This is a genomic window from Nocardioides pyridinolyticus, from assembly GCF_054653575.1.
In genome coordinates this window covers 189,369-215,302 of sequence record NZ_BAAIFY010000005.1, presented here as the reverse complement: position 1 = coordinate 215,302, position 25,934 = coordinate 189,369, and the positions used below count along the sequence as shown (strand labels likewise).

Annotated in this window: 24 protein-coding genes; 7 read left to right on the top strand and 17 right to left on the bottom strand. The window is 72.7% G+C overall.

All coding sequences use genetic code 11. The annotated features are described in order from the left end of the window. The first annotated feature begins 1 nt into the window (after position 1). Positions 2-934 (top strand): bifunctional riboflavin kinase/FAD synthetase, encoded by a 933-nt coding sequence (locus tag ACYQ0U_RS06960; protein ID WP_459970923.1) that lies wholly within the window; start codon positions 2-4, stop codon positions 932-934. Next, positions 931-1,893: a hypothetical protein gene (locus ACYQ0U_RS06955; RefSeq protein WP_459970921.1), complete on the top strand. Its 963-nt coding sequence runs from the start codon at positions 931-933 to the stop codon at positions 1,891-1,893. Before ACYQ0U_RS06960 ends, ACYQ0U_RS06955 begins: the two co-directional genes overlap by 4 nt. On the opposite strand, the gene ACYQ0U_RS06950 is transcribed toward ACYQ0U_RS06955, so the two are convergent. Beyond that, positions 1,866-2,780 (bottom strand): LysR family transcriptional regulator, encoded by a 915-nt coding sequence (locus ACYQ0U_RS06950; RefSeq protein ID WP_459970919.1) that lies wholly within the window; start codon positions 2,778-2,780, stop codon positions 1,866-1,868. The two genes, ACYQ0U_RS06955 and ACYQ0U_RS06950, sit on opposite strands and share 28 nt — an antisense overlap. An 80-nt stretch (positions 2,781-2,860) precedes the next feature. Between ACYQ0U_RS06950 and ACYQ0U_RS06945 the strand changes: the two genes are divergently transcribed. Then, positions 2,861-3,592: an aspartate/glutamate racemase family protein gene (locus tag ACYQ0U_RS06945; protein WP_459970917.1), complete on the top strand. Its 732-nt coding sequence runs from the start codon at positions 2,861-2,863 to the stop codon at positions 3,590-3,592. On the opposite strand, the gene ACYQ0U_RS06940 is transcribed toward ACYQ0U_RS06945, so the two are convergent. From ACYQ0U_RS06940 to ACYQ0U_RS06925, 4 genes are read right to left on the bottom strand one after another with little or no spacing between them, the layout of a single operon-like run. Beyond that, entirely contained in the window at positions 3,527-3,784 is a 258-nt protein-coding gene (locus ACYQ0U_RS06940; RefSeq protein ID WP_459970915.1) for an HPr family phosphocarrier protein, read from the bottom strand. The two genes, ACYQ0U_RS06945 and ACYQ0U_RS06940, sit on opposite strands and share 66 nt — an antisense overlap. A 9-nt stretch (positions 3,785-3,793) precedes the next feature. Continuing rightward, positions 3,794-5,848, bottom strand: coding sequence for a PTS fructose transporter subunit IIABC (locus ACYQ0U_RS06935; protein ID WP_459970912.1), 2,055 nt, complete (start codon positions 5,846-5,848; stop codon positions 3,794-3,796). Positions 5,849-5,850: 2 nt separating this feature from the next. After that, positions 5,851-6,810 carry a 1-phosphofructokinase family hexose kinase gene (locus tag ACYQ0U_RS06930; protein ID WP_459970910.1) on the bottom strand — a complete coding sequence of 320 codons (960 nt, stop codon included), beginning with the start codon at positions 6,808-6,810 and terminating at the stop codon, positions 5,851-5,853. Beyond that, positions 6,807-7,580, bottom strand: coding sequence for a DeoR/GlpR family DNA-binding transcription regulator (locus tag ACYQ0U_RS06925; RefSeq protein ID WP_459970907.1), 774 nt, complete (start codon positions 7,578-7,580; stop codon positions 6,807-6,809). Before ACYQ0U_RS06925 ends, ACYQ0U_RS06930 begins: the two co-directional genes overlap by 4 nt. A gap of 85 nt (positions 7,581-7,665) precedes the next feature. On the opposite strand from ACYQ0U_RS06925, the gene ptsP reads away from it, so the two are divergent. After that, positions 7,666-9,333 (top strand): phosphoenolpyruvate--protein phosphotransferase, encoded by a 1,668-nt coding sequence (gene ptsP, locus ACYQ0U_RS06920; protein WP_459970904.1) that lies wholly within the window; start codon positions 7,666-7,668, stop codon positions 9,331-9,333. Positions 9,334-9,543: 210 nt separating this feature from the next. Here ptsP and ACYQ0U_RS06915 read toward each other — a convergent pair whose 3' ends face one another. From ACYQ0U_RS06915 to ACYQ0U_RS06870, 10 genes are all read right to left on the bottom strand, one after another. Continuing rightward, positions 9,544-11,145: an IS1182 family transposase gene (locus tag ACYQ0U_RS06915; RefSeq protein WP_459970012.1), complete on the bottom strand. Its 1,602-nt coding sequence runs from the start codon at positions 11,143-11,145 to the stop codon at positions 9,544-9,546. A 61-nt stretch (positions 11,146-11,206) separates the two neighbouring features. Continuing rightward, entirely contained in the window at positions 11,207-11,626 is a 420-nt protein-coding gene (locus ACYQ0U_RS06910; protein WP_459970902.1) for a LuxR C-terminal-related transcriptional regulator, read from the bottom strand. Continuing rightward, entirely contained in the window at positions 11,623-13,008 is a 1,386-nt protein-coding gene (locus ACYQ0U_RS06905) for a M20/M25/M40 family metallo-hydrolase (protein ID WP_459970900.1), read from the bottom strand. Before ACYQ0U_RS06905 ends, ACYQ0U_RS06910 begins: the two co-directional genes overlap by 4 nt. A 3-nt stretch (positions 13,009-13,011) precedes the next feature. Next, entirely contained in the window at positions 13,012-14,259 is a 1,248-nt protein-coding gene (locus tag ACYQ0U_RS06900) for a hypothetical protein (protein WP_459970898.1), read from the bottom strand. Position 14,260: 1 nt separating this feature from the next. Further along, positions 14,261-16,297 (bottom strand): hypothetical protein, encoded by a 2,037-nt coding sequence (locus tag ACYQ0U_RS06895; protein WP_459970896.1) that lies wholly within the window; start codon positions 16,295-16,297, stop codon positions 14,261-14,263. Beyond that, positions 16,294-16,839 (bottom strand): hypothetical protein, encoded by a 546-nt coding sequence (locus tag ACYQ0U_RS06890; RefSeq protein WP_459970894.1) that lies wholly within the window; start codon positions 16,837-16,839, stop codon positions 16,294-16,296. The genes ACYQ0U_RS06895 and ACYQ0U_RS06890 overlap by 4 nt, the downstream gene beginning before the upstream one ends. 2 nt (positions 16,840-16,841) lie before the next feature. Beyond that, a complete protein-coding gene (locus ACYQ0U_RS06885) occupies positions 16,842-18,197 on the bottom strand; it encodes a hypothetical protein (RefSeq protein WP_459970891.1) in 1,356 nt (451 codons plus the stop codon). Further along, entirely contained in the window at positions 18,181-19,071 is an 891-nt protein-coding gene (locus ACYQ0U_RS06880; RefSeq protein ID WP_459970889.1) for a hypothetical protein, read from the bottom strand. Before ACYQ0U_RS06880 ends, ACYQ0U_RS06885 begins: the two co-directional genes overlap by 17 nt. A 54-nt stretch (positions 19,072-19,125) precedes the next feature. Continuing rightward, on the bottom strand, positions 19,126-20,436 hold the full coding sequence (locus tag ACYQ0U_RS06875; protein WP_459970887.1) for a hypothetical protein: 1,311 nt from the start codon (positions 20,434-20,436) through the stop codon (positions 19,126-19,128). A 114-nt stretch (positions 20,437-20,550) separates the two neighbouring features. Continuing rightward, the gene (locus tag ACYQ0U_RS06870) at positions 20,551-21,294 is read right to left on the bottom strand and encodes a GAF and ANTAR domain-containing protein (protein ID WP_459970885.1); all 744 of its coding nucleotides are present in this window, start codon (positions 21,292-21,294) and stop codon (positions 20,551-20,553) included. 112 nt (positions 21,295-21,406) lie between these two features. Here ACYQ0U_RS06870 and ACYQ0U_RS06865 point away from each other — a divergent pair, with 112 nt between their 5' ends. Continuing rightward, positions 21,407-21,616: a DUF6458 family protein gene (locus ACYQ0U_RS06865; protein ID WP_459970883.1), complete on the top strand. Its 210-nt coding sequence runs from the start codon at positions 21,407-21,409 to the stop codon at positions 21,614-21,616. A gap of 3 nt (positions 21,617-21,619) precedes the next feature. Here ACYQ0U_RS06865 and ACYQ0U_RS06860 read toward each other — a convergent pair whose 3' ends face one another. After that, positions 21,620-22,099 (bottom strand): CinA family protein, encoded by a 480-nt coding sequence (locus tag ACYQ0U_RS06860; protein WP_459970961.1) that lies wholly within the window; start codon positions 22,097-22,099, stop codon positions 21,620-21,622. A 19-nt stretch (positions 22,100-22,118) separates the two neighbouring features. Further along, positions 22,119-22,808, bottom strand: coding sequence for a L,D-transpeptidase family protein (locus ACYQ0U_RS06855; RefSeq protein WP_459970881.1), 690 nt, complete (start codon positions 22,806-22,808; stop codon positions 22,119-22,121). A 199-nt stretch (positions 22,809-23,007) separates the two neighbouring features. Between ACYQ0U_RS06855 and rpsO the strand changes: the two genes are divergently transcribed. Both rpsO and ACYQ0U_RS06845 read left to right on the top strand, forming a co-directional pair. Next, complete coding sequence (rpsO, locus tag ACYQ0U_RS06850) at positions 23,008-23,283, top strand: 30S ribosomal protein S15 (protein WP_459970879.1); 276 nt, start codon at positions 23,008-23,010, stop codon at positions 23,281-23,283. A 227-nt stretch (positions 23,284-23,510) separates the two neighbouring features. After that, positions 23,511-25,754 carry a polyribonucleotide nucleotidyltransferase gene (locus tag ACYQ0U_RS06845; RefSeq protein ID WP_459970877.1) on the top strand — a complete coding sequence of 748 codons (2,244 nt, stop codon included), beginning with the start codon at positions 23,511-23,513 and terminating at the stop codon, positions 25,752-25,754. Positions 25,755-25,934 lie beyond the last annotated feature (180 nt).

Sequence of the window (25,934 nt, the reverse complement as noted above, 5' to 3'; positions counted from 1 at the left end):
CGTGCAGATCTGGCGATCCCTCGACGAGGTGCCGGACGACCTCGGGTCGACGGTCGTCGTCATCGGCAACTTCGACGGGGTGCACCTCGGCCACCGGCACGTCGTGTCCCGCGCCCGCGAGATCGCCGACGACCGCGGGCTGACCGTCGTGGCGGTCACCTTCGACCCGCACCCGATGGCGGTGCTGCGCCCCGAGCACGCCCCGACCACGCTCACCTCGCTGGAGGTGCGCGCCGAGCTGCTCGGCCAGGCGGGGGCGGACGCGGTGCTCGCGGTGCCGTTCGACCGCGACGTCGCGTCCTGGACCCCCGAGGAGTTCGCCGTCCGCGTGCTCGTCGACGGGCTGCGCGCGAGCGCGGTCGTCGTGGGCGCGAACTTCCGCTTCGGCCACCGCGCGGCCGGCGACGTCGCGTCGCTGCGCGAGGTGGGGGAGCGCCACGGCTTCACCGCCGAGGGCATCCCGCTCGACGGTGGCCCGCAGGTGTGGTCGTCGACCTACGTGCGCATGAGCCTGGCCGCCGGCGACGTCGCCGGCGCCGCGGAGGCCCTCGGCCGGCCCTACTCGGTGCGGGGGACCGTGGTCGAGGGCGACAAGCGTGGTCGCGAGCTCGGCTACCCGACCGCGAACGTCCCGACCGACGCGCTCACCGCCGTACCCCCGGACGGCGTGTACGCCGGGTGGCTGCGCCGGATGGACACCGGCGAGGCGTTCCCGGCCGCGATCAGCGTCGGCACCAACCCGACCTTCGACGGCGTGCGCGACCGCCGCGTGGAGAGCTACGTGCTCGACCGCAGCGACCTCGAGCTGTACGGCGTCGAGGTCGAGGTGAGCTTCGTCGACCGGCTGCGCGGCATGGTCGCGTTCGCCTCGGTCGAGGCGCTCGTCGAGCAGATGAAGGACGACGTCGCCCGCGCCCGCGAGCTGCTCACGTGACCGAGGGCGACCTGCGCGAGGCGGAGGCCTGGTTCCTGAAGCACGGTCTCCCGTACTTCGTGCCGTCCGAGCGGGCGGCCGTCCGCACGGCCCTCCGGCCCGGCCGGACCCTGCCGCTGCTCATCGGCGTCCTCGTGGTCGCGGTGGCGGCCGGCGTGGCGCTGGCGTGGTTCGCCGACGAGATCTCCGCCGGACCGGCGGTGCTGCTGGCGATCGTGCTCGCCGCGGCGCTCTGGTACGCCCTGACGGCGCTGCGGGCCCGGTCGATCGTGGGCTGGGGCCTGAGCCGGACGTTCGGCTCGCTGCGGCGACTGCTCCCGAGCATCACGCGGGCGCTGCCGCTGCTGCTGCTCGCGATCACGTTCCTGTTCATCAACACCGAGATGTGGCAGGTGGGCTCCAACCTCACCGTCGGCGCGCTGTGGCTGGTCGTGCTGCTGTTCTCGGCCCTGGGCGCCGGCTTCCTGCTGGTCCGGCTGCCCGAGGAGGTCGACCGCGCCGACGACGACGTCGACGATGCCCTGCTGCTCCGCGCCTGCGCCGGTACGCCGCTGGAGGGCCCCGCCCGCGCGATGGTGGAGGACCCGGAGGCCGACCCCGCGGCACACGCCGAGGTCACCGGCTTCGAGCGCTGGAACCTGATCCTGGTGCTGGTGGTCGTGCAGTTCGTCCAGGTGCTGCTGCTGGCGGTCGGGGTGTTCGCGTTCCTCATGCTGTTCGGCTCGCTGATCATGACCGACCCGGTGGTGTCGGCGTGGCAGACCGACCCGGAGTTCACCACCTCGCGGGGGCTGGTCCAGGTCTCGGTGTTCCTCGCAGCGTTCTCCGGCCTCTACCTGACCGTGTCGACGGTGACCGACGAGACCTACCGCACCCAGTTCTTCTCCGGAGTCACCCGCGAGCTCGAGCGGGCCGTCGGCATGCGCGCGGTCTACCTCGAGCTGCGCGAGCGCGGGTAGTCGAGGACGCTCGCCGCGCCGGCCTGGAAGCGCTCCATGAGCGCGCGGATCGCCGGCACGTTCTCCGCGCCCGGCCGGTGCACCATGCCGACGTGGCGCTCGCCGAAGCCCGGCGCCGGGCGCACCTCGACCGCGGGGTGCCGGAACGCGGTCAGCGCCAGCCCCGGGAGCACCGTGACCCCGAGACCGTGGGCCACGAGGTTCTGCACGACGACGTAGTCGTCGCTCTCGTGCAGCAGCCGCGGCTCGAAGCCGGCCTCGCGGCAGCTCGCGACGAGGTGCTGGCGGCAGCGCTCGCAGCCGGCGACCCAGCCCTGCTCGGCCAGCCAGCGCGACGTCATCCGCTTCGGCGCGCCCGCGTCCGGCGGCAGCACGAGGTGGGTGGCCTCCACGCCGAGCGGCACCCAGGCCAGCGCGCCGTCCTCGGCGGGCGGTCCGTCGTACCCGAAGACGAGGGCGACGTCGACGTCGCCGGCGAGCACGGCGCTCCACGCCTCCGGGGGCTCGGTCTCGACGAGGGTCACCTCGACGCCGGCATGGTCGTCGTGGAGGCTGCGGACGGCGGGCGGCACGAGGGTCGCGGCCCCGGACGGGAAGGCGGCCAGCCGGACGGTTCCGGCGCGGAGCTCGGAGTACGCCGCGAGCTCCTCGCTCGCGAGGTGGAGCGCGCTGTGCACGGCGTCGGCGCGGGCGAGCAGCGCGGTGCCCGCCTCGGTGAGCGTGGTGCCGCGGGCGGTGCGCACCAGCAGGGGTCCGCCGGCCTCGCGCTCGAGCTGGCTGAGCTGCTGGCTCACCGCGGACTGGGTCGTCCCGAGCTCGCGGGCGGCGGCGCTCAGCGAGCCCGAGCGGGCGACCGCCCGGAAGAGCAGCACACGCCGCGGGTCCATGCAGGTATTAGAAGGGCTGGGGTCGGCTCTCGGCAACATCGGGCTACCTGAGAGATCCGCCGGCCCGCACGATGGTCGGCATGAACACGGTGGGCCTGATCGGCGGCATGAGCTGGCACTCGACCATGACGTACTACCGGATCATCAACGAGATGGTGGCCGCGGCGCGTGGCGGCCACGCGTCCGCGCGGATCGCCCTCCAGTCCCTGGATTTCGCGGAGATCCGCCAGTGCCAGGTCGACGGCGACTGGGACCGCGCTGCCGCGCTGCTCGCGGAGGCCGGCCGCCGGTGCGAGCAGGGCGGGGCGACCACGGTGGCCATCTGCACCAACCTGATGCACAAGGTGGCGCCGCAGGTCGAGGACGCCCTCGGCGTACCGCTCCTGCACATCGCCGACGCCGTCGGCGCCGAGGCCGCGCGCCGCGGCTGGCGGACGCTCGGCATCCTCGGCACCTCGTGGGTCATGGAGGAGTCGTTCTACACCGACCGGCTGGCCCACCACGGCGTCGCCGCGGTCGTGCCGGGCGTCGCTGAGCGGGAGGTCGTCGACCAGATCATCTTCGATGAGCTCACCCAGGGCGTCGTGCGGGCAGCGTCACGCGAGGTCTACCTCGGCGTGATCCGCGGGCTGGCCGACCTCGGTGCGGACGCCGTCGTGCTGGCGTGCACCGAGATCGGCCTGCTGGTCCGCGCCGACGACAGCCCGTTGCCGGTCATCGACAGCGCCGAGGTCCATGCCCGGGCGCTAGGCGTCCAGGTCCTTCTCGACGAGGGCCACGATCGCGTCGAGCGCGGCCTGGTCGTCGGATGAGACCTCGACCTGGTCGCCGGGACCGGCGCCCAGGGTCATGATCAGCAGCGACGAGCTGGCGTCGACCGGCTCGTCACCGGGGAGGCCGATGAGGACCTCCACGTCGAGCTCCTCGACGGCCTCGCTGATGATCTGGGCGGGGCGGGCGTGCAGGCCGACGGAGGAGCCGACGGCGACGGTCTTGCTGGGCATGCGTTCTCCTTAGGCGGTGACGAGCTCGCGCTCGGCGGGCTCGGGGTCCTTGCTGCCGATGGACTTGAGGACGATCACGGCGATCGCGCCGACGACGACGCCGGCGATCAGCGCGATGAAGTAGCCGAGGATGTTGTCGACGGCGAAGAGCACGAAGATGCCACCGTGCGGGGCACGGACTCCCACCTCCATGGCCATCGACAGGCCGCCGGTCACGGCCGAGCCGAGCATGATCGCGGGGATCACGCGCAACGGGTCGGCCGCGGCGAACGGGATCGCGCCCTCGGTGATGAAGGAGGCTCCGAACAGCCAGCCGGCCTTGCCGTTCTCGCGTTCGGGGGCGTTGAACAGGCTCGGGCGTACGACGGTGGCGAGGGCCAGCGCGATCGGGGGCACCATGCCCGCGAGCATGACCGCGGCCATGACCTGCAGCTCGGCCGGGTTGCCCGGGACGCTCGCCACGGCCGTGAGTCCGGTGGTGGCGAAGAGGTAGGCGACCTTGTTCAGCGGCCCGCCCATGTCGAAGGCCATCATCAGACCGAGGATGACGCCGAGCAGGGCAGCCGATCCTCCGGTCATGCTGTTGAGGCCCTCGGTGAGCTGGCCCATGAGCCAGCCGAGCGGCTTCGCCAGCACGGCGACCATGACGAAGCCCCCGATCAGCGTGGCGATCAGCGGGATGACCATGACGGGCATCAGGCCACGCGCGGCGCTGGGGACCCGCCAGCGCCCGATCCACAGGGCCAGCAGGCCCGCCATCACGCCGCCGATGATGCCGCCGAGGAATCCGCTCTGCGCGATGCCGAAGCCGCCGAGGTCCACGGCGAGCGCGCCCATCACGAAGCCCGGCGTGATGCCGGGCCGGTCCGCGATGGCATAGGCGATGTAGCCGGCCAGCGCCGGCACCAGGAACTTGAACGCCGTCGCGCCGAGCACGAGGAGTACGGCGCCGATGTAGGCGAAGAAGCTGCTGTCGAGCAGGGCGTGGGTGAGGCCGAACTCCTGGAGGTCCGGCAGGTTCCAGATCGTGTTGGACGTGACGATCTGGCCGGCCGGGCCGGTGATGTCGTAGCCGCCGAAGAGGAACGAGAGCGCGATCAGGAGGCCGCCCGCGGCGACGAACGGGATCATGTAGGACACACCGGTCATCAGCACGCGGCGGATGCGGCCGCCCCAGCTCTCGCCGGCGCCGGACGCCGCATGGTCGGCCGGGGCGCCGCCGGAGCCCTCGACGCGCGGGGCGCTCGGGTCGTCGGCGTACCGCAGGGCCTCGGCGATCATCTGGTCGGCCTGGTCGAAGGGGCGCTTCACGCCGGAGGAGACCACCGGCTTGCCTGCGAAGCGGTGGCGGTCGCGCACGCCGACGTCGACGGCGAAGATCACCGCGTCGGCCGCGGCGATGGTCTCGGAGCTGAGCGGCTTCGCGCCGGCCGAGCCCTGCGTCTCGACCTGGAGGTCGACACCGGCCCGCTCGGCGGCGGCCTCGAGGGCCTCGGCGGCCATGTAGGTGTGGGCGATGCCGGTCGGGCAGGCGGTGACCGCGACCAGGCGGCGGGCCTGCCTCGGCGCCTCGGCCTGCGCCGGTGCCGCCGGAGCCGGAGCCGGAGCCGGCGCGGCGCCGACGACCTCGGTCACCAGCGCGGCGACCTCGTCGGCGGAGCCGGCGCTGCGGAGCGCGTCGGTGAAGTCCTTGCGCACCAGTGCCCGGGCCAGCTTCGTGAGCAGCTGGAGGTGGGTGTTGTCGCCACCCGCCGGAGCCGCGATGAGGAAGACCAGGTCGGCCGGGCCGTCCTTGGCGCCGAAGTCGACCCTCGGCGCCAGGCGCGCGAACGCGAGGACGGGCTCGGCGACGCCCTCGGTGCGGCAGTGGGGGATGGCGATGCCGCCGGGGAGGCCGGTCGCGGACGTCGCCTCGCGGGCGAACGCGTCCTCGACCAGACGGTCCTTGTCGGTCGCGCGGCCGGCGTCGTCGACGACCTCTGCGAGCGCACGGATCACGTCGTGCTTGTCGGAGCCGAGGTCTGCGTCGAGACGCACCAGCCCTGCGTGGATGAGTTCGGACATCGTCACCCTCCCTGGGTGAGGTCCAGGGCGCGCACCGTGACGAGCTCGGAGCGGACCTGGTGGGGTTGTGGAATCGTCGTGCCGGGCAGGCCGGCTGCCGCGCTGCCGTAGGCGACGGCGAGCGCGAGTCGGTGGGCGGGGTCCTGCTCGCGCAGGTCCCCGAGGAGGTAGCCGAAGAGGCTGGAGTCGCCGGCGCCGACCGTGCTCACCACGGTCGTCGGCGGGGGTGTGGCGTGCCAGGCGCCGTCGCCGTTCACGAGTACGGCGCCGTGCGGCCCCAGCGTCGCCAGCACGGTCTCGACGCCGCGGTCGACGAGCGTGCGGGCGGCGCGCGCGGCGGCCAGCGGGTCGGACTCGAGCAGGTCGGCGTCGCCGCCGGTGAACGACGCGAGCTCCTCGCCGTTGGGCTTCACCAGGTGGGGCGCGGCTGTGTCGAGGCCGTCGACCAGCGCGCGGAGCGGGGCGTCGCTGGTGTCGACCGCGATCCGCCCACCGGCCGCGCGGAGGACGCCGACGACCTCGGCGTACCACCCGGCGGAGGCGCCGGGCGGCAGGGAGCCGGCGAGCACGACCCAGTCGGCGGCGGCCGCGCGCAGGCGCAGCGACGTGGCGAGCGCGTCGAGCACCTCGCGGGTGACCGTGGGGCCGGGGGAGTTGAGCTTGGTGGTGGTGCCGTCGGGCTCGCTGATCGTGATGTTCACCCGCAGCGACCCCGCGGTCTCGACCGGACGGCAGTCGATGCCGGCGGCGAGCAGCTCGTGCACGTAGGGGTCGTCCGGCGGCGCGGGCAGCACCGCGATCGACGGGATGCCGGCGGCGACCGCCGCGCGCGAGATGTTGACGCCCTTGCCGCCCGCCTGGGAGATCACCGACTCGGCGCGGATCACGGCGCCGCGCTCGAGCGTGCCCCCCAGCGCGACCGTGCGGTCGTGGCTGGGGTTGGGGGTGAGGGTGAGGATCACGCGACCACGACCTCGACGCCGGCCTGCTCGAGCGACGCGCGGTCGACGTCGGCGATGCCGGCGTCGGTGACCAGAACGTCGACCTCGGTGATCTCGGCGAAGCGCACCAGGGACTCGGCGCCGATCTTGGCCGAGTCGGCGAGGCAGACCACGAGCCGCGCGGCGGCCACCATGGCCCGCTTGGCCGAGGCCTCCTCGCGGTCGGGGGTGGAGAGGCCGTGGCCGAGGCTGATGCCGTTGGTACCGACGAAGGCGACGTCGACGCGCAGCCGGCTCAGGGCGGTGACGGTGTCGGCGCCGACCGCGGCCTGCGTCGTGGCGCGCACGCGGCCGGGGAGCATGTGGAGATCGATCGTGGCACTGCCGGCCAGCCGGGCGGCCACCGGGACCGCGTGCGTGACGACGCTCAGGCGGAGGTCGCGGGGGAGCGCCCCGGCGAGCCGGTTCGTGGTCGAGCCGGCGTCGATGAGGACGGTGCCGTCCGCCGCCGGCAGGAGGTCGGTCGCCGCGCGGGCGATCGCGTCCTTGGCGTCGGTGTTGGCCAGGTCGCGCTCGCCGAGGCCGGCCTCGATCGCCGCGAGGGCGGTGGCCGGGACGGCGCCGCCGTGGACCCGGCGGACCAGGCCCATCCGCTCCAAGGCGGACAGGTCGCGCCGGACGGTCTCGGTCGTGACGTCGAACTGCTCCGCGATCGCGGCCACCGACACCCGCCCCTCGGCCGTGACGAGCTGCGCCATCGCCTGCTGGCGCTCCTCGGCGTACAAGCTCATCCCATCCTCCCGCCAATCTGTGTATGTGTTGTTTTACGCCCGTATATGTTGACTGTCAAGGGTCTGAGAGGCTTCACTTGTGAGCATGGTCACCAGCGCAGTCCTCAGCGGCACCCCGGTCGTCCCGGGTGTCGCGCACGCTCCCGCACTCGTGGTGCGCAACGAGGTGTCCGCCGAGGCGATCGCCCGCTTCGACAGCGGCCAGTTCGCCGACGCGGACGCCGCCCTCGAGGCGTACGACGCCGCCGCGCAGGCCGTCGCGGACACCTTCCTCCGCACCGCCGGGGCCGCCACCGGCGACGCCGCGAAGGTGCTGACCGCGAGCGCCGGGCTGGCGCGCGACAAGGGGCTGCGCGGCGCCGTCCGCAAGCACCTCCGCTCCGGTGACGACCTGCTGTCGGCCGTGCACGCGGGGGTCGAGCAGTTCGTCACCGTCTTCACCGGCATGGGTGGCCTGATGGCCGAGCGGGTGACCGACCTGCGCGACATCGAGCGACGCGTGACCGCGCACCTGGTCGGCGAGCCGGAGCCGGGCGTCGGACGGCCGGAGGCGCCGTGCGTGCTCGTCGCCGAGGATCTCGCGCCCTCCGACACGGCCGGGCTCGACCCCGCGCTGGTGCTGGCGCTCGTCACCGAGCGGGGCGGCCCGACCAGCCACACCGCGATCATCGCCCGCCAGCTCGCGATCCCGTGCGTGGTCGGCGTCGCCGGCGCGATGGCGCTCGCCGACGGCACGCTGCTGCTCGTCGACGGCGTCGCCGGGACGGTCGAGACCGGCGCCGCCGACGCCGCGGCCCGGGTCGCGGCCGACGTCGAGCGGCGGGCCGCTCTCGCGTCCTGGACCGGTCCGGGTCGGACCGCCGACGGCGTCGCGGTGAAGATCCTCGCCAATGTCGCCGACGGTGCGTCCGCCCGCGCGGCCGCCGAGGCGCCGGTGCAGGGCGTCGGGCTGTTCCGCACCGAGCTCAGCTTCCTCAACCGCAAGGAAGAGCCGTCCGTGGAGGAGCAGGCCGCGATCTACGGGGAGGTGCTGTCCGCCTTCGGCGGTGACGACTACGTCGTGGTCCGCACCCTCGACGCCGGCTCGGACAAGCCGGTCGCCTTCGCCACCCTCGAGGGCGAGGAGAACCCCGCGCTCGGCGTCCGCGGGCTGCGGCTGTCCTTCGACAACCCGGGCCTGATGGACCGCCAGCTCGACGCGGTCGCCCGGGCGGCGCAGGACACCGGCACCGAGGCGTGGGTGATGGCGCCGATGGTCGCGACCGTCGCGGAGGCCGAGGAGTTCGCCGACAAGGTCCATGCTCGCGGGCTCAGGGCCGGCGTGATGGTGGAGGTGCCGAGCGCGGCGCTGCTGGCGCACCGGATCCTGCGGTCCGTCGACTTCCTCTCGATCGGCACCAACGACCTGACGCAGTACACGATGGCCGCCGACCGGATGGCCACCGACCTCGCGCACCTCACCGACCCCTGGCAGCCGGCCGTCCTCCAGCTGGTCGCGATCACCGCCGAGGCCGGCCGCAACGCCCACAAGCCCGTGGGCATCTGCGGCGAGGCCGCGGCCGACCCGCTGCTCGCGTGCGTGCTGGTCGGCATGGGCGTCACCTCGTTGTCGATGGCCGCGACCTCCGTCCGCGCCGTCGGCGCCCGGCTGGCCACCACGCCGTACCAGCTCTGCGAGGAGGCCGCCGAGGCCGCGCTCGCCGCCGACGACCCGACCGCGGCCCGCGAGGCGGTCCGCTCCCTCTTGGGCTGAGCGAGATCCGCATCCGCACCGCCTAGGAGGCTGCTGAACAAGGTGCGTTCAGGAGCGGCAGTGGTGGGCGGCGGGTGGAGCGCCTCAAGGTGGGCCGTCGAGCGGCATTTCTGGTCAGCACTCTGGGTGCGACAACGAGGGTCGTTCCACCCGCCTGCAGCCATGCTGAGCGACTGGCGGTGGACGGCGCAAGGGTCCGCGGGCTCGCGCTCAGGCGAGGACCCAGGTCCCGTTCTGGACGGTGAGGCCCATGGCGAGGAGGCGGCGCAGGTTGAGGGCGGCGACGCGGTGGTGGAGCCAGTTGTTGTTCTTCTCGATCCCGCGGTAGGGCACGCGGCGCGCGCCTCGGGTGAGCCAGGCGATCGAGCGTTCGACCATCGGTCGATGCTGGCGGTAGACGGCTTGGAAGCCGTCGTCGGCGGCTCGCTGCCGGTGTTCGCGTTGCAGGTGGTGGTGCTCGCCGATCACCACGCTGCGGCCAGATGCTGAGGTGGTGCACTGCTCGCGTAGCGGGCAACCTCGGCAGGCGGCGCCGAAGGTGACGGTGCCCTTCGGCGACGGGCTGCGGGTGAGGGCACCGGGACAGGTCAGCGTGTTGGCGATCGCGTCGTAGACGAAGTCGTCGATGGTGAAGCCACCCTCGACGGCCGGCTTGATCGGCCACGGCTTGACCAGAGGCGTCCAGTTCCTCTGGTTGAGTTGATGGAGCATGTCGCCGCTGGCGTAGGCCGAGTCGCCGAGCACCTCGACGGCCTCGCCTGCGCCGATGGTGGTGTCGGCGGTGACCAGGTCCGCGCCGACGTTCGCGTCGGAATTCTCAGCGCCGTTCGTCTTGGTCAACCTCACCGCCGTGGTCAATCCGGTGTCGGGCTCGACCACCACATGCGCCTTGTAGCCGTCCTGGCGCCGTTCCCGGGTCTTGTGCGCGTGCCGGGCGTCGGGATCCACGGTCGAGATCACCCGATCCGGAGCCGTCCGGCGGGCGATGCGCCAGCGGCCGTCGGTGCCATCAGAGTCCTCAGCCGGCTCCACGTCCTGCCCGGCGACCAGCGCCAGCAACGCGACCGCCTCAGCCGGCCGCCCGCCCGCCCTGGTGATCTGCTCGAGTCCGACCTCATCATCGAGGGCCGCGAGCAGCGCCAGCGCGTCGCCCACCAGCGCGGACACCAGCTCGTCGCGGGCAGCCCGGTCGTCCCACGCGATCGGCGGCTTCCCCGTCGAGCTGTAATCCTGCCCGGTCAACGCAACCAGTCGGGTGCAGTGCGCCCCGATGAGGTTCTTGGCGTCGGGGACCTCGCGGCCGACCCGGCGGATCTGGGCGATCAGCTGGGTCACGGTGTCCTGTCGCGCGACCGCGTCATCGAGGACCGTGGAGTCCAGCGCCCGCCGCGTCTTGCCCGCCACCGCCCCGGTCTGGTCGATCACGTCGCGGACCACCTCGAAGATCCGCTGCGGCCGCTCGCTGGCCGCCAGCCGGCGCCGCCAGTAGGTCAACGTCGAGGCATCGAAGCCCTTCGCGTCGATCGCATACCCACACGCCGCCTTCCACCGCAGATCGAAGGTCAACGCGTCGACCGCCTCACGGTCCGAATGGCCGTACAACGCCTGCAACACGATCACCGAGGCGACCACCTCGCCCGGGATCGAGGGCCGCCCACGCCCCGACGGGAACAGATCGGCGAACAACTCGACCGGGAACAACCGGTCACGATGCTCAGCCAGCAACGCGAACACGCCGCCCGGCTCGAGCAGATGCCCCGCCACCGACTCCACGTCCAGCAGTTCACGCTGCCGATCCGACTCACCCTGCATACCCACAGGATTTCACCACCACCGGGCGACCGTGGGAGGCGCGCCTTTGTTCAGCAGTCTCCTAGAGCTCCGGCGCCACCAACGGTGAGTAGTCGTGGTCGGCGAGCAGCCGCGCGACCATCTCCGCGCGGGAGGAGACGGCGAGCTTGGCGAAGATCCGCCGGAGGTGGGTCGAGACCGTCCAGACGCTGATGTCGAGCGAGGTCGCGATCGCCTGGTTGGTGCGCCCGTGCGCCACCATCAGCGCGATCTGCCGCTCGCGCGGCGACAGCGTGACGCGCAGCGCCGGCTCCTGGTGGATGATGAGACAGCGGACGGGCCCGACGGTGACGTCGAGCAGCACGCCCTCGCGCTCGTCGGCCTGGTAGTCGCCGGCCCGGAGCAGCGCGGCGACCTCGTCGAGCAGGGCGTCGAGGCGCTGCGGGTCCGTGGTGCGGGGTGGCGGTGGTGCGATGTCGCCGAGCCTGGTGGGCATGGTCATCTGGGCTCCCGAGTGTCCATGTGCCCGCTTCCCGTGCCCCCGCCCTTGGCGGGCAAGCCGACCGTAGCACCGGCGAACGTCGGCTTTCCGTGGCCCATCTGAGTGGTTCCCGCGGCGGCAAGCCGGTCCAGCAGGACCACGTGGGCGTCGACCTGGACGGGCCATTCGCGGACGTCGAGGTACTCGTCCGGGCCATGCGCGCCGTCGTCCTCCGGACCCAGCCCGAGCAGCACCGGCGTCGTGCCGAACTCGCGGCGGAGCACGCCGACGGCGCGGATCGAGCCGCCCGAGGCCGTCGTCGTCGCGGGCCGCCCGTACGCCGCTCGGCAGGCCGCGTCGACCGCGGCCCGGGCCCGGGGCGAGGGGGCGAGCACCGACCCGGCGGCGCCCGGGCCGGTCCGGACGGTCAGCCGTACGCCGCCCGGCAGCTCGCGCCGCAGCGCCCGCTCGAGACGGGCCAGCGCGACGGCGGGGGAGCAGCCGGGCGGTACCCGCACGTCCACGAGCGCCGTCGCGCGGGTGGGCACGGCGCCGGGGGCGGCGGAGGCGTGCATCCGGTTGACGGTCAGCACGCCGCGTCGGGTGGCGAGCCCGACGACGTCGGACGCGTGGACGGCCCGCCCGCCGGCGGCGGCCCGGACCGCCGCGGCGGAGGGCTGGGCCGGCCAGGGCGGGGGAGGGAGCGGCAGGTCGTCGAGGACCCGGGCGGCGCGGACCAGCAGACCCGCCAGGAGGAGGGTCGGGTCCACGACCGCGCCGCCCAGCCGTCCCGCGTGCACGGGCCGGCCCCCGACATCGACGACCAGGCGCACCGGCACGGCGCCGCGCTGCGACAGCGTCACGGTGGGACGGCGGCGGCCGGCGGACCGGGTGTCGACGACGACCACGCCCGCGACCGGTTCCCCGAGGCCGGCCAGCGCCCGGGAGAGCCCCGGGCTGCCGACCTCCTCGGCCCCGTCGATGATCGTGACGACGTCACCCGGCGGTCCGCCGGCCGCCGCCCACGCCGCCAGCGCCACGAGGTGGGACATCAGCTGCCCCTTGTCGTCGCTGGCGCCCCGCGCCTGCAGCCGGTGCCCGAGCCGGACCGGACGGAACGGCGGTGTCGTCCAGCCCGGCCCGGGCGGCTTCACGTCCAGGTGGCCGTAGACCACGCTGGTGGCGCCGCCGCGCCCGCGGGTGCGGGCGACGACGACGGGGCCCGGCAGCCGCCGTACCTCTGCCCCGTGGTGGCGCAGCCGGGTGGTCACCCAGTCCGCGGCCCGGCCGACCGCGGGCGACCGGCTCACGGACGGGATCCGCAGCCACGCCTCGAGGTCCCCGAGGGCGGCCGGCGCGGACCGCGCAGCGGCGCTGCGGACCGCACCGAGCCGGGCGTCCATGGGTCAGCGGCGGACCCGCTGGCGCGGGACGCCGCCCCGGCTGCCCCGGTAGGTGCCGCGCCCCCCGCGTCTCGGGTACACCGGCGGCGCGACCCGCCGCGGCTGCACGATCGGCGGGACCGTGACCGGGCTCCGCTCGGCGACCGGGACAGCGACGCCGGACTGGCCGAGCTGCTCCCAGGGGAGCACCCGGTCGGAGCCGGTACGCCGGGCGAGCATCATCGCCTGAGCGGAGGTCAACCACTCCTCGGCGGGTTCGGCGATGTCCATGAGCAGCGTCTCGAACTCGCCGCGCGAGGTCTCCAGGATGTGCGGGCCGGCGAGCCAGCGCAGCACCTCCCGGCCGGTGACGGCCATCCGCTGCCGCGGCGAGCTCTGGAGCCGCTCGTCGAAGTAGCGGATCAGGACCTCGTCCACGACGTCCCACGCGTTGTCGGCGCCGAACAGGTCCTTGACGTCCTCGGAGCCCAGGATGCGGAAGCACTCCTCGAGCACCTGCATGACCTCGATGCGCAGCACGTTGAGGTGACCGAACGAGGTGAACTTCAGGTTGTTGCGCAGGTCGAGCCCGGAGCGCCGGACGACCGCGATCGAGCCGAAGCTCGGGTCGAGCGCCCGCTCGCGGATCACGTCCGAGATCCGCTTGTCGCGCCAGAACAGCGTGACCTGGTTGACGAAGTGCCCGAACAGCAGGTGGAAGTCGGTGTTGGGGCGGCTCTGCGCGGACCCGAGGCCCTTGCCGTAGCCGAGCACCCGCCGGTAGGCGTCCCGCCGGTCCCTGCGTGTGTAGCGCAGCACGTCACGACGGTCGAACTGGTAGAGCCGGTACGCGCCGGGTCCGCTCGACAGCCGGACGGCGCCGGACTCGAACAGCTCCTTGAGCTTCTGCACGACCTTGAACACGCCGATCGCCTCGTGCTGGTACAGGTAGTACAGGTCGCCGACGGCGACGATGCGCTCGGAGTTGACGTTGTCGTCGTACGGCACGACGCCGTGCGTCGTCAGCGTCTGGCCGAAGTGCGTGGCCGCCTCCGGGCCGATGCCGACCAGCGACGCGAGCCCGAGGTCCGGTGGCGGGTCGCCCGCCTCGTCGGCGCGGACCGCCGCGTCGACGAGGTGGTCGATCTGGCCGTTGATCTCCTCGGCCAGCGCGGGGTTCGACACCAGGCTCCCCGAGAGCCGGTCGGCCACCTGCTCGCGGAGCGCGTGGATCCGGTCGATCCGCTCCTGGTACTCCTTCTCGGTCAACATGTCACTGGCCTCCCTGCTTGGTGGCCGTGGCCTTCGTGGCGGGGGCCTTCTTGGCGGCGGTCTTGGCGGTCTTGGCGGTCTTCGCGGTGGTCCTGGCGGTCTTGGCGGTCTTCGCGGTGGTCCTGGCGGCGGCCTTCTTGGCCGTGGTCTCCTTCGCCTCCGCGCCGGACGGCATCGTCACCGGCACGAACGGCGACTGGGTCACCCGCGCCCGGCTGCCCCCCGTCTTGCCGTCGAACCGCTCGGCGACCCGCTCCACGAGGTCCGAGACGTCCGAGAGGAGGTCGTCGGAGCCGTCGGGGTCGGCGATCGAGTCGATGACCCGCCCGACCGGGTCGCGGAAGCGGTAGTCGTGGACCTCCGGCGCCCGCCGGTCGTCGACCATCGGGAGCCGGTAGCCGTCGGCGTTCGGCGGGTTGGGGTGGTCGGCGCGGACCAGGCGTGGCCAGGCCTTCGGCCACGGCGCGTGCACGACGCGCGCGGTCTCGGAGTCGATGAGCGCGATCGGCACGTCGGTGGCCGGCAGCACGAGACCGGCCTCGGGAACGTCGTAGATGCCGGCCTCGTCGAAGATCGAGGAGACCTCGGCGTAGTCGAAGACGGCCGACACGCTCTCGCCGTCCCCGGTCGCCGAGAGCTCCAGCGGCCGGATGAGGTCCTCCGTGCCGAGGTTCTCCGCGCGGCACTGCTCCTCGCCCCGCTGGCGGGCCGCCAGCGTGACGAACGCCGGGATGAAGTGGGGCCGGAGGTTGAGCCCGCGGAACTCCACGTTGAGCGCGCCGCGCGGTGGGCGGTTGCTCGCGTCGATGTTGTGCCGCATCCGCGAGACCGCCACGTCGATCACGATCACGCCGGCCCAGCGGCCGATGCTCTGGGCGCGTCCCGCCAGCTCCATGAGCAGCCGGCACAGGCTGGACACCGCGATCGTGACCCGAGCCGAGCGCATCCCCGGCGGCCAGCTGCGGCAGCAGCCGGCCCGCAGGTAGCGGATCGGCACGAGTCCCTCGACCGCGTTGCCCGGCACGATCGGGTCGGCCAGCGCGTGCTTGAAGGTCTCGGCGAGCGCGACCGCGGTCGGCGCCAGCGCGGACACGATGCCGTCGCGGCCCGCGTCCTGGGCCAGGTGCCGGCCCTCCTCGGCGAGGAAGACGTGCAACCAGGTCAGCAGGCCGTCGAGGGTCAGGTTCGACTGCTCGTGCAGCAGGATCGTCTGCCGCTCCGACTGCGGGATCAGCACCGAGTCGAGGACGGCCTCGAGCTCGTCGACCTGGTCCGCGGCGGCCTCCATCAGCCGGCTGATGAGGATCAGCTGGGTGCCGAGGAAGCCGGCACCGGAGCCGCCGGTGAAGTGGTCGCGCTGGCTGTCCCACGCCCGGTTGAGGTCGCGCGTCATGTCGACGAGCGTCCAGTACGCCGTGCGCAGCCCCTCCTCCTCGATCGTGTTGACGTTGTCGTCGATCAGGCCGAACCGGTCGCGCAGCGCGCCGAGCTGGCCGCCGATCCGGTCCGGGTCGCGGTGGGGGTCGGTCCCCAGCAGGCCGGTCAGGTAGGCGTCGACCATCGCGACCCGGGGGCCGCCCGGTGCGCCGAGCTCGTCGACGAGGTTCTGCACGGCGTTCCGCACGATCGTCCGGTAGGCGTCCATGTCCTGCTGGTCCCCGTCGACCCGGAGCGGCACGAGCCCGTCGAGGATCCGGAGGATCTCGGTGCGGGAGAGGGTCGCCCGCCGGTAGAGCGACGCCTGGCCTCCGGTGACGGCGCCGAGGTCGGCCTGGACGGCGTAGCCCCGCGGCACGAACTCCGACGCGGTGTGCCCCTCGACGTGGAAGAGCCGGAAGGCGGCGGTGAGCGCGTCGGTGAACGCCTTGGGGTCCTCCACGCGGCTGCGCACGCCGAGCACGTCCCGGATCGCGGCCCGGACCTGCGGGCCCTGGTCGGCGAGGGCGGTCGACCCCGACCCGGTCGGCGAGCCGACCAGCGTCGGGAAGGCCTGGTCGACGCCGACGACGGGGATGTGGCCGGATGACTTCGAGCTCATGTGCTCCTCCTGGTGTTCTCGGCTGCCGGCAGACCGGCGTCGTGCGTGGGTTCGTGTGCGGGTTCGTGCGTGAGCGGGTGGGCGAGCCAGATCGACACCAGCTCGGCGATCTCCTGCCACACGGCGCGGGTGCCCGTGATCGCCTCCTCGAGCGGCTGCTCGCAGCGCTCCTGGGACTGCTCGATGCTGACCTGCCAGGCCCGCCAGTCCGGCCCGCCGCGGCGGGCCGCCTGGCGCATGGCCGCGGTGGCGTCGTACGAGCGCAGGTCGCGCCAGTAGCGCCGCGCCGCGGCCGCGATCGCGCCGTCGACGAAGGCCATCCGGTCGGCGATCTGGACGGGACCGTCGATCCGCGCCAGCTCGTGGACCGCGAGCACCACCGACGCCTGGAGCTCGGAGACCTGCTCGCCGAACACGTCGACGGCGGCGACCTCGCTGCCCGCGGGCCGGTCCTCGTGAGCGATCATGACCAGCTCGGTGACGGCCTCGGACAGGCGGGAGGTCGACGTGCGCAGGTCCTGGAGCGCGGCGGACATCGTCATGGTCAGCTCCCCGTCAGCGCCTGGTAGAAGTTGCGCATCGCGGTGTCGGGCGCGGTCAGCCCGCGGTCGACGGCGATCCGGACGGCACCGATGAGGAAGCGCTCCGGCACCACGCCGGGGTCGATGCCCTTGGCGAGGCGGCCGGCCGCCTCCTCGATCATGGCCTGCTGCCGCGGCTCGAAGGTGATCACCTGGCGCAGCGACCGGTCGCCGAGCGAGGGGAACCTCGTGTAGCAGATCGAGTCGACGACGATCTGGGTCGCCTCGCGCTGGGTGGCGAGCATCGGGCGGGGGATCGTGGTCCCGGCGGTCGTCGGGTAGAGCCGCTTCCAGATCCGGTCGTACTCGGCGCCGATCTCGGCGAAGCCCATCCGGCGCAGCAGGTGGGTGGAGATGCCCGTGCGCAGGTACGGCGTGGGGTGCACGCCGTGCGGCGAGAACGCCAGCACCTGCTCGGGGCTGCGGCCGATGACGTCCATGAGCGACGCGACGAACGCCTCGCCCCCGAGCATGCAGCCCATCAGGTCGGCGAAGATCTCGCGGTTCCACCGGGCCCACGTCCGGGCGACCGGCCGCGGCATCCCGTCGGCGATCAGCGCGCGGTACATCGTGCGCGGGATCGCGTTCTCCAGCTCGAGCTCGTTCTGGAGGTTGTGGCAGACCTCGTGGAGGATCGCCCCCATCGTCCAGGGGTTGACCATCCGGTGATAGGGGAGCTGCACCAGCGGGAACGGGTTGAGCTGGCGGCCGAGCTTCCGGAGCGGGATGTTGCGCCGGTAGGTCGCCGGGCTGAACCCCGTGCGCATGTAGGCGAACGGCGCCGGGCTCGGGATCGAGCGGGCCTTCCCCAGGTGCATGTGCACGTGCTGATAGCAGTCGAGGGCGATCTTGTCGCAGGCGTAGAGCCAGTCCCCGAAGGCGCCCTGCCGCTGTCCGAACAGCTCGAAGTAGAAGTCCCAGACCCGCTCGGTGGCCCGCACCCAGTCGTGCGCCTTGGACTTGCGCCGCAGCAGCTCGGCCAGGTCCACCGAGCCCGGGTTGCGAGCCGCGGCCCGGCCGGTCCGCTCGACGTCGGCGACCGCCCTCTCCAGCGGCCGGCGCAGCCGGGCCAGCAGCTCGTTGACCGCCTGGATGTGCGCCTCGGACGGCCGCGCGGGCGAGGTCCCGAACTCGGTCCGGCGGAAGTCGCGCAGCGCGTCGAGGTGTCGGCGGACGTTGACGCCCTGGCCGGTGGCGAACGACACCAGTGGGGTCTGCCGGGCGGGGACCGCGGCACGCCCGGGTGCGGGGTCGGCCCTCCGCACCCGAGCGACAGGCACGGGCTGGCGGGAGCCGACCCGCTCAGCGACGGCGGACACGGCGGGCCGCCTGCGGCCGCCGGGTCACCGGGCGACGCACCGGACGCCCGTACGGGCGTCGTACGCCGCGACCGTGGATGCGCTGGTACCGGCCGTGCCTGCGGTTCCAGCGGGCCCGACGCTGCCAGCGGCGGTCCCAGTGGTTGACCGCGCGGATGGCGCGGCGCCGGCGCCGCGGAGCCAGCACGCGCCCGGTCATCCGGCCGAGCGTGCTGACCACGGTCGTGGCGTCGATGTCGCGTCCGTTCGCGGCCTGGTCGGCGAGGCTCTGCGCGGTGCGCTGGAGCACGACCGGCAGGGCGCGCACCATCCGGCGGGTCTGCGGGTTGCGCCGCAGTTGCCGCACGATCCTGCTCGCGCCCTTGACGAGGGTCGGGGCGTTGCGGGCGATCAGCTTCGCGGCCCGCGGGATGATCCTCGAGGCCAGCGGCACCAGCGCCCCGATGAAGGCCTCGGCCTCGGCCTCGCTCTGCGCCCGCTCGGCGCGGACGGCCAGGTGGGCCATCGACTCGGCGTCGCGGTAGATGCGGCGGACCGGGTTCACGAACCCCTCCGCCTCCTCCTCGGCCTCGTCCTCGAACTCGTCCTCCAGCTCGAGCTCGGACTCCATCTCGGCTTCCGCCTCCGCCTCGAACTCGAACTCCAGCTCGCCCTCGCCCTCGTCCTCGAACTCGTCCTCGAACTCGTCCTCCGACTCCAGCTCGTACTCGTCCTCGTACTCCTCCTCGCCGAGGAGGGAGCCGGCGATCTTCCCGATCGCTCCGAGGAACGCCTCGTCCTCGTACTCCTCCTCGAGCTCGTCCTCGTACTCGTCCTCGAACTCGTCCTCGAACTCGCCCTGGATGGCGGGGTAGCGGTGGTTCAGCGTGGTCATGTCGACTCCTGCTCCTCGGTCGTTCTGGGGGTGTCGTTCTGGGGGTGGGGGCGCTCAGCGCCGCTTCTTGGCGGTCACCGGGACGGGGCGCCCGCTGGGCACGGCGCCGCGAGGGACCTTGACGTCGCTGACGACCTTGATCGTGCGAGCGGGGCGGCCGTTCCTGGCCGGGACCCGCACCGGAGTGACGACCCGGACCACGCCGGGACGCGGACGCCCGACCCGGGTGCCGGCACGGACCGTGCGGACGTTCGTGGGACGGCGGCGCACCGTCACCGGGCGGCCGCGACGGGCGACGGCGACCCGGGCGCCGGGGCGTCGGGCGTAGCCGCGGTAGCTCCGGTAGCCGCCCGGGCGCCGGTGGCCGTGGCGGCGGCGACGGTGGACGTGCGCCAGGCCGCGTGCGTGTCGGCGGGCGACCGAGCGCTGCCAGCGCGGGTCGGTCATCACCCGGTTGGCGCTCGCGCCGAGCACGGTGCCGACGTCGGCCGGCGTGAGCCGGCGGCCGGATGACTGGAGCCGGGCCAGGGTGCTGGCCGTCGAGCCGACGATGCCGGGCACCAGGCGCAGTCCCTGCCGGGAGCTGCGGTTGCGGTGCAGGACCTGGGTCAGGACCGAGGCGCCGCGGAGCAGGCTCGGGAGCAGCTGCTCGAGCTCCTGCCGCTCGCGGGGGCTGATCGACAGCGACACCGCCGAGCCGATGAAGCTCTCCGCCTCCGACTCGGACTCGGTCGCGGAGGCGCGAGCGGCGAGGTACTCGGCCTCGGCCTGCGCCGACGACACCGGCGCCGTGGCCATCTCCTCCAGCTCGCCCTCGAGTTCGTCCTCGAACTCGCCCTCGAGCTGCGAGGTCACGGCCTTCGCGAGCATGCCGGCCGCGGGCCCGCCGAAGACGGTCGCGAGCTTCGGCGCCGCGAACTTGATGATCTTGCGGAAGGGCACCTTGCGCAGCGCCCGGCCGATCTTCTTGAAGAAGTACTCCTCCTCGGACTCCGCCTCGAACTCGTACTCCTCCTCGCCGAGCAGTGAGCCGGCGATCTTCGCCAGGCCGCCGAGGAACGCCTCGTCCTCGTACTCCTCCTCGAGCTCGTCCTCGAACTCCGACTCGAGCTCGTACTCGTCCTCGGCCTCGAGCTCCCACTCGTCCTCGGCCTCGTACTCGCCCTCCAGCTCGTCCTCGAACTCCGACTCGAGCTCCATCTCGAACTCGTCCTCGAACTCGCCCTCCAGCTCGTCCTCGAACTCGTACTCCTCCTCGCCGAGCAGCGAGCCGGCGATCTTGGCGATCCCGCCGAGGAACGCCTCGTCCTCGTACTCCTCCTCGAGCTCGTACTCGTCCTCGAACTCGGTCGACGCCTGGGTCATCGCACTGTCCTCTCTGCCCGGAAGCCGTGTGGTGGCGACCAGTGAAGGGCGCGGGGCAGGGGACCCGGCAGTCCCACGAGGAGGTGTCACCGGGGTGAGGTCACCGAACCCGGGTCACCGGCCCCGGGTCGGTCGAACGTGCGACTGGACCCCGACGGTCCTCTCGATGGCGGCGATGTGGCCGGTCTCGACGAGCTCGCGCGCCAGGTCGCGGACCTTGGTGTTGGTGTTGGAGCTGGCCCGCGAGAGCAGCGCGAAGGCGGTGGTCTGGTCGAGGCGGTAGCGCTCCATGAGCATGCCGGTCGCCTGGCCGATGACGGTCCTGCTGTCGATGGCCGCGTTCAGGTCCGCGCGGTTGAGGGACGCCGCCATCGCGATCGCCACGTGCGCGGCGAGCGCCAGGCCGTCGTCGAGGTCGTCGCGGGCGTAGGCGTCCGGCGTGGTCGAGTAGAGGTTGAGCGCGCCGAGGGAGTCGGAGTGGGTGAAGAGCTGGAGGCAGAGGATGCTGTGAACGCCGTGGTCCCGGACCACGCGCGGCGCCCAGGTCGGCCAGCGTCGGTCGCTGCTCAGGTCGCCCGAGTGCACCAGCCGCTCCTCCCACGCGGCGTCGACGCAGGGGCCCTCGCCGAGCTCGTACTGGAGCAGGTCGCCCGCCAGCGCGGTCTCGCTGGTGTACGCCGGGGTCTCCAGCCTCCGGCCCCGCCGCACGATCGAGAACGCGGCGAAGTCGCAGCCGCGCACGTTCTCGACGGCCAGCCGGACGGCCACCTCCATCGTCGTCTGGGTGGTGGCCTCGTCCTGGAGCTGACGCGCGGCTTCCGCCATTCGCTCGGCCAGCGCGCGCCGATCGGCTGGCATGGTTCGAACGTACCCCCTTCCGGGTGAGGGAATGTTGTCGCGACTCAGGAGGGCGACGGCGGCCGTCGCCGCCCGGGCGTTTCGCCCCGCCGACACGGGGGATAACCCGGGCATGGGATACGGAGTGGGAATCTTCATGCTGGCGCTGGGCCTGATCCTCGCGCTGGCCGTGACCGACAACATCGCTGACGTCGACCTCACCATGGTCGGCTGGATCCTGGCCGCCGTGGGCGCGCTGGCGATCGTCCTCACCGCCGCGACGGCCTCGCGCCGCAACAGCTCGACCACCGTGGTCGAGCGGCACGACCCGCCGGCCGTCTGACGTTCAGGAGCCGTCGACGACCTCGGCCAGGAGCGCGAGCGCCACCCCGGTGGCGTCGTCGAGCACCTGGTCGGGGTCGTCGCCACCCTCGAGCACGTGGTGCTCCTCGCGGATGCCGTCCTCCGACGACACCGCGACGTAGATCGTCCCGGGCGGCTGGCCCTCCTCGGGGTCCGGGCCGCCGCACCCGGTGATGCCGACCGCGACGTCGGCGCCGAGCAGGCCGGCCACGCCCATGGCGAGCTGCCGGGCGCACTTCGCGGTGATCACGGGCCCGCGGTCGACCTCGAGCAGCTCGAACTTCACCTCTTCGTCGTAGGCCACGACGCCGCCGGCGAACCACTCGGACGCGCCCGAGCCGGCTCCCAGGCGGGACATCAGACGTCCGCTCGTGAGCGACTCCGCCGCGGCGATCCGCAGCCCACGCTCCTGCACGGCCTCGGCGATGCGGTCGACGACCTCGTACTGCTTGTCCGGGTCCACGGGCGGCAAGTACCCACTCTCAGCGGTTGTGCACGACCCGCGGATGGGCGCCCGGGCGCAGCCACTTCAGGAGCCAGCGCATCTTCTGCGGGTTGCCGACCTGGGTGCAGCCGGCGGTCGGCGCCCACGGGGACCCGGGCTTCGACGTGTGGTAGAAGATCCCGCTGCCCTTGCCCTGCACCGGTGCGGGCCCGGCCCCGGGTCGTAGGCGGACGAAGTTGTAGTCGACGACCCACCCCGAGCGCATCGACGGGCGGTCGCCGCTGGTGACGCCGCGGACCTCCAGCCAGGTGTTGTAGTTCGGCCCGGCCGCGCTGGTGACGACCGACGTGGGCTTGCGCTGCTTCCACGGCATCCGTCCCGGGTTGGCCCGCCCGGTCGTGAAGGTCACCTTGATCTCGTAGACGCCGTTGGGGGAGCGGCCGTCGCCCTCGCGCTGCTTGCCCCACCCGTTGCGGCCGATCGTGGAGCGGAACTCCCGAACCTTCCACCACCGGCCCTCGGCGTCCTTCTCCCACGCCTGGGTGACCGTGCACCAGCGCTGGCGGCAGTGCTGCCGGCTCGACACGGTCCGCACGACCTGCGTGGTCGCGTCCGGCACCAGCCGGGCCCACGACGGGTCGTGGGGGGCTGACTGTGCGGGGGCGGGCAGCGCGGCCAGCACGCTGGTGGCCAGCGCCAGCGCGAGGATGACTCCGAGACGTCGCATCACCCGAGCATGATCACACGGGGCCTTCCCTGGATTGGGTGGGTGGCCCACGCGCGCGCTAGAGTTCTCAGGTTGCCTCCACCCAGGTGGGGGAGGCAGCACGCCGTCAGAACGGCCGCGGACAGAGAGCGCCCCGGGCATCCGGCCCGGAGCACCGCGCAACGGACACTGTGCTCGCAAGAGCCGGGAAGGAGCCCGCATGTCGATCGGTACCGACGCGGAGACCAAGAAGAAGATCATCGCCGAGTACGCCACGACCGAGGGCGACACCGGCTCGCCGGAGGTGCAGATCGCGCTGCTCAGCCACCGCATCAGCCACCTCACCGACCACCTCAAGCAGCACAAGCACGACCACCACAGCCGTCGTGGCCTGCTCCTGCTGGTCGGCCAGCGCCGCCGGCTGCTGAACTACCTGCAGAAGACGGAGATCGACCGCTACCGCTCGATCGTCGAGCGTCTCGGCCTCCGCCGCTGATTGCTCGTGAAGGGCCCGCCTCCGGTGGGCCCTTCACGCTTTATCGCCCGAACACGAGGGCGATAGATTCACCGATGAAGTACATCTGAACACCAGGAGCGACCCGCCGTCCTCGGCTCGGTCCTCGGTAGTGGCTCTCAGAGCGCAGCTCTGCGGGCCTCGATCGAAGACCGGCACTCTGCGCGGGACGCCGCGGATCGCTCCGCGAGCAGAACAGGGACAAACCCTTGACTGAACCCGTCATCCACGCCGTCGAGACCACCCTCGACAACGGCAAGTTCGGCACCCGCACGATCAAGTTCGAGAGTGGCCTCCTGGCCCGGCAGGCCGCCGGCGCCGTGACCGCCTACCTCGACGACGACACGATGCTGCTGTCGGCCACGACCGCCGGCAAGCACCCCAAGGACCACTTCGACTTCTTCCCCCTGACGATCGACGTCGAGGAGCGGATGTACGCCGCGGGCAAGATCCCCGGCTCGTTCTTCCGGTCCGAGGGTCGCCCGGGCGAGGACGCGATCCTCACCTGCCGCCTCATCGACCGCCCGCTGCGCCCGACCTTCAAGAAGGGCCTGCGCAACGAGGTCCAGGTCGTCATCACCGTCATGGCGCTCGACCCCGACCAGCCCTACGACGTCCTCGCGATCAACGCCGCGTCGATGTCCACCCAGCTCTCCGGCCTGCCGTTCTCCGGCCCGGTCGGCGGCGTCCGCGTCGCGCTGATCGACGGCCAGTGGGTCGCGTTCCCGACCCACAGCCAGCTCGAGGACGCCGTCTTCGACATGGTCGTGGCCGGCCGCGTCACCGAGTCCGGCGACGTCGCGATCATGATGGTCGAGGCCGAGGCGACCGAGCGCACGATCGAGCTGGTCCACGGTGGCGCCACCGCGCCGACCGAGGAGGTCGTGGCCGGTGGCCTCGACGCCGCCAAGCCCTTCATCAAGCAACTCGTCGAGGCGCAGCAGGAGCTCGCCAACGTGGCCGCCAAGCCGGTCCAGGAGTTCCCGATCTTCCTCGACTACGAGGACGACGTCTTCGAGGCCGTCGAGGCCGCGGCGAAGTCCGACCTCGCCGCGGCGATGAAGATCGCGGACAAGCAGGAGCGTCAGGACCGCACCGACGAGCTCAAGGACGAGGTCCTCGCGAAGCTCGCCGAGCAGTTCGAGGGCCGCGAGAAGGAGATCGGCGCGGCGTTCCGCTCGCTGAACAAGCAGCTCGTTCGCGAGAGCATCCTGCGCGACAAGGTCCGCATCGACGGCCGCGGCCTGGAGGACATCCGCCCGCTGCACGCCGAGGTCGGCGTGATCCCGCGCGTCCACGGCTCGGCGCTGTTCGAGCGCGGCGAGACCCAGATCCTGGGTGTCACCACGCTGGACATGCTCAAGATGGAGCAGCAGCTCGACACGCTCTCCCCGGAGACGCACCGCCGCTACATGCACAAGTACGTCTTCCCGCCGTTCTCCACCGGTGAGACCGGCCGCGTCGGCTCGCCGAAGCGCCGCGAGGTCGGCCACGGGGCGCTCGCGCGCCGTGCGCTGCTGCCGGTGCTCCCGACGCGCGAGGAGTTCCCGTACGCCATCCGCCAGCTCTCCGAGGCCATGGGCTCCAACGGCTCGACCTCGATGGGCTCGGTCTGCGCCTCGACGCTGTCGCTGCTCCAGGCCGGTGTGCCGCTGAAGGCGCCGGTCGCGGGGATCGCGATGGGCCTCGTGTCCGGCGAGATCGACGGCTCGACCCAGTACGTCGCGCTGACCGACATCCTCGGCGCCGAGGACGCGTTCGGCGACATGGACTTCAAGGTCGCCGGCACCCGCCAGTTCGTGACCGCGCTCCAGCTCGACACCAAGCTCGACGGCATCCCCGCCGAGGTGCTCGCGCAGGCGCTGCAGCAGGCGCGCGACGCCCGCATGACGATCCTCGACGTGATGGCCGAGGCCATCGACGAGCCCGAGGAGATGTCGGTCCACGCCCCGCGGATCATCACGATCAACATCCCGGTCGACAAGATCGGCGAGGTCATCGGCCCCAAGGGCAAGGTCATCAACCAGATCCAGGACGACACCGGCGCCTCGATCTCGATCGAGGACGACGGCACCATCTACATCGGTGCCACCAACGGTGAGGCCGCCGAGGCCGCCCGGTCCGCGATCAACGCCATCGCCAACCCGACGATGCCCGAGGTCGGCGAGCGCTACCTCGGCACCGTCGTGAAGACGACGAACTTCGGTGCGTTCGTCTCGCTGCTCCCGGGCAAGGACGGGCTGCTGCACATCAGCAAGCTCCGCTCGCTCGCCGGTGGCAAGCGCGTCGAGGCCGTCGAGGACGTCCTGTCGGTCGGTCAGAAGGTCCAGGTCCAGATCGCCGAGATCGACGACCGCGGCAAGCTGTCGCTGGTCCCGGTCGTCGACGAGGAGGCGTCCTCCGAGGAGGCCGTCGCCGACTCCGACGACACCGAGGCCACCGAGGAGTCCTGATCCCTCTGGCATCACGACGCAACACGGCGACCGGCCAGCAGGCTCCTGCTGGCCGGTCGGCCGTTTCCCGGACGCTCTTCACCGAGCGGGACACGGACGGGCAGGTCACGGCCCGCGTCCGGCGTACCACCCTGCCCTCGGGGCTGCGCATCATCAGCGAGCAGCAGTCGGGCGTCCGGT

Coding starts and splice junctions, on each gene's coding strand:
- ACYQ0U_RS06910 (WP_459970902.1), bottom strand. CDS start 11,626: ATGACCATGCCCACCAGGCTCGGCGACATCGCACCACCGCCACCCCGC.
- ACYQ0U_RS06875 (WP_459970887.1), bottom strand. CDS start 20,436: ATGACCCAGGCGTCGACCGAGTTCGAGGACGAGTACGAGCTCGAGGAG.
- ACYQ0U_RS06945 (WP_459970917.1), top strand. CDS start 2,861: ATGAACACGGTGGGCCTGATCGGCGGCATGAGCTGGCACTCGACCATG.
- ACYQ0U_RS06905 (WP_459970900.1), bottom strand. CDS start 13,008: ATGGACGCCCGGCTCGGTGCGGTCCGCAGCGCCGCTGCGCGGTCCGCG.
- ACYQ0U_RS06935 (WP_459970912.1), bottom strand. CDS start 5,848: ATGTCCGAACTCATCCACGCAGGGCTGGTGCGTCTCGACGCAGACCTC.
- ptsP (WP_459970904.1), top strand. CDS start 7,666: ATGGTCACCAGCGCAGTCCTCAGCGGCACCCCGGTCGTCCCGGGTGTC.
- ACYQ0U_RS06940 (WP_459970915.1), bottom strand. CDS start 3,784: ATGCCCAGCAAGACCGTCGCCGTCGGCTCCTCCGTCGGCCTGCACGCC.
- ACYQ0U_RS06855 (WP_459970881.1), bottom strand. CDS start 22,808: ATGCGACGTCTCGGAGTCATCCTCGCGCTGGCGCTGGCCACCAGCGTG.
- ACYQ0U_RS06890 (WP_459970894.1), bottom strand. CDS start 16,839: ATGACGATGTCCGCCGCGCTCCAGGACCTGCGCACGTCGACCTCCCGC.
- ACYQ0U_RS06870 (WP_459970885.1), bottom strand. CDS start 21,294: ATGCCAGCCGATCGGCGCGCGCTGGCCGAGCGAATGGCGGAAGCCGCG.
- ACYQ0U_RS06880 (WP_459970889.1), bottom strand. CDS start 19,071: ATGACCACGCTGAACCACCGCTACCCCGCCATCCAGGGCGAGTTCGAG.
- ACYQ0U_RS06950 (WP_459970919.1), bottom strand. CDS start 2,780: ATGGACCCGCGGCGTGTGCTGCTCTTCCGGGCGGTCGCCCGCTCGGGC.
- rpsO (WP_459970879.1), top strand. CDS start 23,008: ATGTCGATCGGTACCGACGCGGAGACCAAGAAGAAGATCATCGCCGAG.
- ACYQ0U_RS06915 (WP_459970012.1), bottom strand. CDS start 11,145: ATGCAGGGTGAGTCGGATCGGCAGCGTGAACTGCTGGACGTGGAGTCG.
- ACYQ0U_RS06865 (WP_459970883.1), top strand. CDS start 21,407: ATGGGATACGGAGTGGGAATCTTCATGCTGGCGCTGGGCCTGATCCTC.
- ACYQ0U_RS06895 (WP_459970896.1), bottom strand. CDS start 16,297: ATGAGCTCGAAGTCATCCGGCCACATCCCCGTCGTCGGCGTCGACCAG.
- ACYQ0U_RS06900 (WP_459970898.1), bottom strand. CDS start 14,259: ATGTTGACCGAGAAGGAGTACCAGGAGCGGATCGACCGGATCCACGCG.
- ACYQ0U_RS06925 (WP_459970907.1), bottom strand. CDS start 7,580: ATGAGCTTGTACGCCGAGGAGCGCCAGCAGGCGATGGCGCAGCTCGTC.